6 protein-coding genes are annotated in these 7,955 nt (G+C 62.2%); all 6 read left to right on the top strand.

What is annotated here, in order from left to right; translation table 11 throughout:
- The coding region (gene mreC / locus A3754_RS18725; protein ID WP_063520912.1) for a rod shape-determining protein MreC at positions 1 to 576 on the top strand (576 nt) is incomplete at its 5' end.
- Positions 566 to 1,057, top strand: coding sequence for a rod shape-determining protein MreD (gene mreD / locus A3754_RS18730; RefSeq protein WP_007150669.1), 492 nt, complete (start codon positions 566 to 568; stop codon positions 1,055 to 1,057). The genes mreC and mreD, both read left to right, overlap by 11 nt.
- Positions 1,058 to 1,195: 138 nt before the next feature.
- Complete coding sequence (locus A3754_RS18735; RefSeq protein ID WP_063520913.1) at positions 1,196 to 1,777, top strand: nucleoside triphosphate pyrophosphatase; 582 nt, start codon at positions 1,196 to 1,198, stop codon at positions 1,775 to 1,777.
- A gap of 3 nt (positions 1,778 to 1,780) precedes the next feature.
- Positions 1,781 to 5,602 (top strand): YhdP family protein, encoded by a 3,822-nt coding sequence (locus A3754_RS18740; protein WP_063520914.1) that lies wholly within the window; start codon positions 1,781 to 1,783, stop codon positions 5,600 to 5,602.
- A complete protein-coding gene (locus A3754_RS18745) occupies positions 5,599 to 6,456 on the top strand; it encodes a carbon-nitrogen hydrolase family protein (protein WP_063520915.1) in 858 nt (285 codons plus the stop codon). Before A3754_RS18740 ends, A3754_RS18745 begins: the two co-directional genes overlap by 4 nt.
- On the top strand, positions 6,443 to 7,888 hold the full coding sequence (gene tldD, locus A3754_RS18750) for a metalloprotease TldD (RefSeq protein ID WP_063520916.1): 1,446 nt from the start codon (positions 6,443 to 6,445) through the stop codon (positions 7,886 to 7,888). The genes A3754_RS18745 and tldD overlap by 14 nt, the downstream gene beginning before the upstream one ends.
- Positions 7,889 to 7,955 lie beyond the last annotated feature (67 nt).

Below are 7,955 nucleotides of genomic sequence, written 5' to 3' on the forward strand. Positions count from 1 at the left end.
CTGGCGGTGCTGGAAGCCGAGAACGTGCGGCTGCGTGAGCTGCTCAATTCCTCGGCGGATCTGGATGCCAATGTGCTGGTGGCGGAAATCATCGGTGTGGATCCTGATCCTAACCGCCAGGAGATCGTCATCAACAAAGGGGCGGGGGACAATGTTTCCCGGGGGCAGGCGGTGCTCGATTCCCAGGGGCTGATTGGTCAGGTGGTGGACGCCGGCCCGCTCAGCTCCCGCGTCTTGTTGATCACCGATGCCAGCCACGCCATGAGCGTGCAGGTTAACCGTAATGGGGTACGCGCTGTATTGGCCGGGGTGGGGCAATCCAGCGGTTTGAAATTGTTGTATGTGCCCGACACCGCAGATATCCAGGAAGGTGATCTGCTGGTCAGCACGGGGCTCGGCCAGCTATACCCCCGCGGCTATCCGGTGGCCAGCGTCACCTCGGTGAATCATCAGGCGGGCACGCCGTTCGCGCATATTGCTGCCCGCCCCACTGCGCAGCTGGATCGTGCCAGCCATGTGTTGCTGGTGCAGCCCACGCAAACCCCGGTACGTGCGGAGGCCGACAATGATCAGTGATCGTCCCGCCGGCACCGGCGTTATCATCGTCACCCTGTTGCTGGCGGCACTGCTGGAAGTGATCCCGCTGCCTGCGAGCATAGACTGGGTGCGCCCGGAATGGATGCTGTTGGTGCTGGTGTACTGGGTGCTTTCGTTGCCGCATCGCATTGGTGTGTTGTGGGGCTTTTTTGTGGGGCTCTATCACGACGTGCTGGTGGGTACCACACTGGGGCAGTGGGGGCTGGCCACGGCGCTGGGCGCCTTTGTGATGCTGGCCGCGTACAAGCGCATGCGCGTATTCACCGCATTACAGCAGTGTGCGGTGGTCTTTCTGTTGGTGGGCACGGTGAGCCTGCTGGCGTTTCTGGTACAGGAATCCGTGGGCCGTACCCTGTACCCGCCTTACACCATTCTCTACTCTTCTGTGACCAGCGCGCTGTTGTGGCGTCCGGTATGTGCGGCGTTACGCTGGGTTCAGTTGCGATTTCTAGTACGATAAGCGCGTCGTTCGCAGTGGATAATTGATCGTTGGCAGCGAAACCCCGGATTACTTTGGGCGCGGCTTCAATCTTTCAGTTCTCGGTATTACTGGGTCGCGTAGCTATCAATTGTCCATTATCAACTAGCCGCTAATTCTATGATTCTTTACCTTGCCTCCGGCTCTCCCCGCCGGGCGGAATTGCTCCAGCAGATTGCCGTTCCTTTTACGGTGTTGCCTGCTCCGGCCATCGATGAAACGCCCCGTCCCGGTGAGTTGCCGCTGGACTATGTGCAGCGCATGGCCAGCGAAAAGGCGGAGGTAGGGCTGGCCCGCCTGCCGGCACCGGGTGCTGTAATGGGTGCAGATACGGCGGTGGTGTTGGGGGAGCGTATTCTGGGCAAGCCTGCCGATGACGCCGAGGCCCTGGTGATGCTGGCGCAGCTGAGCGGGCAGTCCCATCAGGTGATCTCGGCGGTTTGTCTGTGCCTTGAGGGTCGGCAAGCCGTGCGCCATTCGGTGACGACAGTGCAATTCCGGCCACTGGAAGCCGCGCGCCTGCAGGCCTATGTGGCCACAGGTGAAGGGCGCGACAAGGCGGGCAGTTACGGCATTCAGGGGTTGGGCGGCGCACTGGTGGCATCGTTGTCTGGCAGTTACAGTGGAGTGGTTGGCCTGCCCCTGGAGCAAACAGTGGAATTGCTTGAATGGGCCGACATTCCTTACTGGCAAGTCGACTGACTTATGGCATCGACCCACACTTCACGCTGGCGCCGACTGCTTCCTTCCCTGTGGTGGGCAGCCGCGATCATTTTATTGCTGATGGCTGCCTATGTGGTGGTTGGCCGTCAGTTGATGTTGCTGGTGCCGGATTACCGTGAGCGCCTTGAGCATCTTTTCGAAGAGCGCATTCAGACCCCGCTGACCATTGCCGAGCTGAACGGGACCATGTCCGGCCTGGTGCCCCAGTTTGTGGCTCGCCAGATTCGCCTGCCCGCCCCGGAAGGGGAGGCGCCATTGGTGCTGGATGAAGTGGTGCTCAGCATTGATGTGTTTGGTTCCCTGTGGCACCGGGATCTGGTGCTTGAGGAACTCAGTGTTCGCGGGGTGGATTTGAATCTGGTGCGCGGTGATGACGGCAAGATTCGTCTGCGCGGACTGGATGTGCTCGGGCAGAATGATCCCGGGTCACGACCGCCGCTGGAACGTATTCTCAAGTTGTTTTACCGCCAGCAATTGCTGTCAGTCAGCGACGCCCGTTTGTCCCTGGAATGGCCGGGCATGCCACCGCTGGCGGCGTCGCAGCTGGATGCCACCATGACCAACACGGGTGGCGAACACCGGTTGGCCCTGCGTGTGGAAGCCCGGGACCGCCCCCTCTCCCTGCTGGCAAAGATACACCTGCACGATGATGCCTACGCGCTGGATGAGGTGGATGCGGATATCTATACCCGCTTCGAGGGCAAGCGCCTGCACGAATGGTTGCCCGAGATAGAAAAAATGCCGCTGGATCTGGGCTCGCTGGATGCATCCGTGGCGCTGTGGGGCACTCTGGAAGGCGGTGAGCCGATCAGCGGACAGCTGCAGGTTGATGTGCCCACGTTGACGCTGACCCAGGCAGATACGGCCTGGCCGCTAACCGGTTTGTCCCTGCGCGCCTCACTGCTTCGTGAGGATGATGAGGCGACCCTGTCGTTATCCAATCTGTCCGGCAGGACACCCTCCGGCCCGCTCACGCTGGGCGATATGGCGCTGCGCTGGGAGACCCGGGGCGAGCGCCGGCAGTGGCAGCTGCGCGCCAATGAACTGCCGGTGCACGCCATCAGCCAGCAATTCCAGAGCTGGCCATTCAGCCTGCCGGAGTCTGCCGACAAGGTCCGTAAGCAATTATCGGTGCTGTCTCCGCGCGGAGTGGTAGAGGGGGTGTACCTGAGTGGCCAGGCGCGGGATCTGGAACAGTTTCAGGTGCGTTTTGCCGGCCTGGCCAGCCAGGCAGATGACCGGATTCCCGGCGTTGAAGGCCTGAATGGCTGGGTAGCGGGGTCGCCAGATGCCGGGCTGGCGCATCTGTACAGCGATGATCTGTCATTACGGTTGCCGCGCCTGTATGACCACGAGTTGGGTGCCCAGATGGCCGGGGTGTTTGGNTGGCAGCGTCAGGGCGATGCGCTCACGGTGCGCTCCAGCCGCCTGCGTGTGGTGAACCCGGATGCCCATGGCGAGGCCATGGTTGCGGTGACCGTGCGCCCGGAGCAGGTGCCCGAGCTGCGTCTGGCGGCAGAGATTTACGATGGCAACGGTGCCCGTGCCAACTACTACATTCCGTTGAAGCGGTTGCCCGATGGCCTGTCCGGCTGGCTGGGACAGGCTATCGGTGATGGTCATTTGCAGCGGGGCCAGCTGCTCTATCAAGGGCCGGTGAAAATCGATAAAAGCCGGCAGCAAGACCGGACTTTCCAGATGCGTTATCAGGGCGAGGACGTGCGCCTGTCGTTTCTGCCGGACTGGCCACAGGCCACTGGGGTTAACGCGGATGTGTGGATTAATGGCCGGGAAGTGCAAGGGGTGGCCAGCCGGGGAAACCTGCTCAATAGTCAGGTGGCGGATGTGCACGTGGACGTGCCAGCGTTTGATGATGAGACCGGGCCCCGCGTGATTGTCACTGGTAAGGTTCACGGCCCGCTCAGCGACCTGGATACGGTGTTTCAGGACACCCCGCTGACAGAACAGTTACCCGACGAGGTGAAAGACTGGCGCTATCAGTCCGGCACCATGGGGGGGCAGCTGACGTTGAATATCCCGCTCAAGAAAGGGGAAGGCGCACCCATGGTGATCGTGGATGCGTCCGTGGCCGACGGCCGGGTGGAAAATACGGAGCGCACCCTGTTGCTGACCGAGGTGCAGGCCCCGGTGTATTTCCACCTGCGCGACGGGCTGCAGATGTCGAAGCTCAGCGCCTCCACCCTGGGTGGCAAGGTGACCGGTAAATGGACCACCGACGCGGGCAAGAGCACTCTTGCCCTGGAGGGGGAGGTGCCGGTGAAGTCGGTGCGCGATTGGCTGGGCTTTGGCTGGTTGGCGCCGGCCAGTGGTTCGTTGCCGTTGGCGCTGACCATTCAGGTGCCCTGGCAGGGCACGCCCTTTGCCCTGCACGCGACTTCCTCGCTCAAGGGCGTGACAGTGAAGGCGCCAGCGCCTCTGGGCAAAAGTGCGGCGCAGAGCCGGGCGCTGACGCTGGACCTTACCGGCAATGGCCAGCGACTGGGGCTGCAGTATGGCGATGTTGTGCGCGGCGCCTTTGCGCTGGGTGAAACGGTGCGCGGTGACCTTCGATTGGGGGCCGGGGCGCCGCGCATCCCCGCATCTGGCGTCGATGTGCATGGGCGCCTGGCCCGCGCCAGCGTGGAACCCTGGATCGATTTTGTCAGCGACCAGCTGGTGCCGGCCATGGAGGGCAAGGCGTCGGATAATGGCGGTAATGGTGGCCAGCAAGGCGGTCTGAACAAGGTCAATGTGCAGGTGGGCACGCTGGATTTGTTCGGCGTGGATGTGCCCGGAGCGAGCCTGTCGGTGCTGCCCAGCGGCAAAGGTTGGGACCTGGCCCTGAGCAGCCCGTCCGTGGCCGGTTCCATGACCATTCCCGAAGGGTTTTCTGCCCGGGGAGACGCGCCTCTGGATTTGTCCGTATCGCGGATGAATCTGACTTTGCCGGAAAGTGCGGATCCGAAATCCGGGGCGCCGCTGTCGCCGATGAGTCTGCCTGCCGTGGATGCCCGCTTGGCCAACCTGCGTATCAACGGCGAAGACTTCGGTGAATGGCAGGCGGATCTGCGCCCCTCGGCGCAAGGGGTACGCATCAATAATTTACAGGGCCGCTGGCGGGCCAGCCGGATACAGGGCACGGTGGACTGGACAGAAGAGAGCGGCAATCAGTACACCCGCTTCAACGGGTCGCTGGCGTCCGATAACCTGGGGCGCTCCCTGAGTGCCTGGGGGCTGGCGGAAATGATTGAATCCGATGACGCCAGTGCCAAGGTTTCGCTGGGCTGGCCGCAATGGCCGCTGGCGCCGGATTACCTTGCTCTGGATGGTCAGGCACGGGTGGATATCGGTGAATGCCGGATCCCTGATACCGACACCAAGACCTCGTTTTTGCGGCTTTTGGGTGTTCTCAACCTGGGCACCATTCAGCGTCGATTGCGGCTGGATTTCTCCGACCTGTACAAGAAAGGATTGAGCTGTGACAGCATCAGTGGGGACTTCGCCATCGACGGCCCCCAGGTGTCCACCAGCAACCTGGCCATCGATTCGCCCTCGGCCGCCATTCGAGTGAAAGGGGCCATCGATCTTGAAAAAGAAACCCTGAACCATCAGATGGAAGTGACGTTGCCCCTTTCCAGTAACCTGTATGCCGGGTGTCTGGCCGGGCCTGCCGCCTGTGCCGGTATCTTTGTGGTGGAGCGCATCTGGGGCGATAAACTGGACAAGACTGCGACCATGGAATACCGCGTGAGCGGCAGTTGGTCGAACCCGAAAGTGTCTGAAACCGAAGGGATTTTCGAATGACGGTGTCTAACGCAGCGGTACCGATTGGCGCAATACAGATGACCAGCGGTAAAGATCCCCAGGCCAACCTGGAGCAGGCCGCCGGGCTGCTGCAGGCGGCCCGTGACAAGGGCGCCTGCCTGGCGGTGTTGCCGGAAAACTTTGCGGGCTACGGCGGTGATTACCGGGCGCTGGCGGCAGAGTATGCCATGCTGGAACAATGGCTCTGTGAACAGGCTGCCCGGCTGGGCATGGCGATCATTGGTGGTAGTGTGCCTTCATTGAGTCGCCCGGACGGCGAGCCGGTGCCGGCGCCGCGGGTACGCACGCGCTCTTTGGCGGTAACCGCCGACGGGGAGATCGTTGGTCGTTATGACAAGCTTCACTTGTTTGATGCCCAGGTGCAGGACGCCCAGGGCCAATACCGGGAGTCGGATCTTTTTGAACCCGGTGAAACCATCGTCACCGTGCCCCTGGCCGGTGTGCAGGTGGGTTTGGCGATCTGCTATGACCTGCGCTTTCCGGCCCTGGCCCAGCGCCTGGTGAGCGCCGGTGCCGAGCTGTTGGTATACCCGTCGGCGTTCACTGCCGTGACCGGTGCAGCTCATTGGGAATTATTGCTGCGTGCCACCGCGGTGCAGACCGGCTGTTATGTGCTGGGCGCCAACCAATGCGGGCAACATGGCCCGCGCCGTGCCAGTTACGGCCATTCCATGCTGGTGTCCCCCTGGGGGGACGTGGTGGCAAGCCTGGAGAATGCGCCTGGTGCGCTTGTGGCACCGCTGGACCTTGCTACCATGAACGAACTTCGCCAGCGCATGCCTGTACAGCAGCATCAACGATTACGAATTGAAGGTCCTTATGACGCAAACTGATGACGCTCTTTCTATTGCCGAATCCGTGCTGTTGGCTCCGGCCAATCTGCACACCCCGCAACTGGCGTCACTGCTGAATGGCAAACTGACCGGGCAGGCGGATTACGCCGATATCTATTTTCAGCACAGCCGTCATGAGGCCTGGGTGCTGGAAGATGGCATTGTTCGTGATGCCAGTTTCAATACCGAGCGCGGCGCCGGTGTGCGTATCGTGCAGGGCGACAAGACCGGCTTTGCTTACAGCGATGACATCACCCTGGTGGCATTGCAGCAGGCCAGTGGCGCTGCGCGGGCGATTACCCGGCAAGGGCAGGATCGGCAGATTCAACTGGCCAGCCGCGCGGTAACCCCCCGTTACACCGCCATCGATCCCTTGCTGGGCTGGCCGGCCCAGGAAAAGGTCGCCCTGTTACAGCGCATCGATGCCATGGCTCGCTCCCTGGATCCGGCCATTGTCGAAGTCACCGCCAGCCTCAGTGCGGAACAGGATGTGGTGATGGTGGTGGCCAGTGACGGCACCCTGGCGGCGGATGTGCGCCCGTTGATTCGCTGCAATGTGAGTGTGATTGCGGAGCGGGCAGGCCGCCGTGAGCGCGGTAGTGCCGGCGGCGGTGGCCGTGTGGCCTATGACTGGCTGTTGCAGGAAGAGCGCATCGAAACCTGGACCCGGGAGGCGGTGCGCGGTGCCTTGCTGAATCTGGAGGCCGAAGCGGCGCCGGCAGGGACCATGCCGGTGGTGCTGGGCCCCGGCTGGCCCGGCGTGTTGTTACACGAAGCAGTGGGTCATGGACTGGAAGGCGACTTCAATCGCAAGGGCACCTCCATGTTCGCCAGGAAAATGGGCGAACGGGTGGCGTCGCCACTGTGCTCGGTGGTGGATGACGGCACCCTGATGGATCGCCGGGGTTCCCTGAGTGTGGACGACGAAGGCACCCCTTCCGCCTGCAATACCCTGATCGAGAACGGCAAGCTGGTGGGGTACATGCAGGACAAGACCAATGCCCGCCTGATGGGGGTTGCCCCCACCGGCAATGGGCGCCGTGAATCCTATGCGCATCTGCCCATGCCACGCATGACCAATACCTACATGCTGCCGGGCGAGAGCGATCCACAGGACATTATCGCCAGCCTGAATCGTGGCATTTATGCGGTGAACTTTGCCGGCGGCCAGGTGGACATCACGTCTGGCCGTTTTGTGTTTTCTACCAGCGAAGCGTACCTGGTGGAGAAGGGCAAGATTGTCTGTCCGGTAAAAGGCGCCACCCTGATTGGCAGCGGTGCGGAAGTCATGCGCGGCATTTCCATGGTGGGTAATGATCTGGCGCTGGATTCGGGTATCGGCGTGTGTGGCAAGGATGGCCAATCCGTGCCGGTGGGCGTGGGCCAGCCGACCCTGCGCGTGGATGCGCTCACCGTGGGAGGCACCGCCTGATGTCCCAGGTTCTGGATATTCTCTCGCGTATGCGTCTGTTTGCCGGCCTCAGTGATGAGGAGTTGGC

This window comes from Alcanivorax sp. HI0083, from assembly GCF_001635175.1.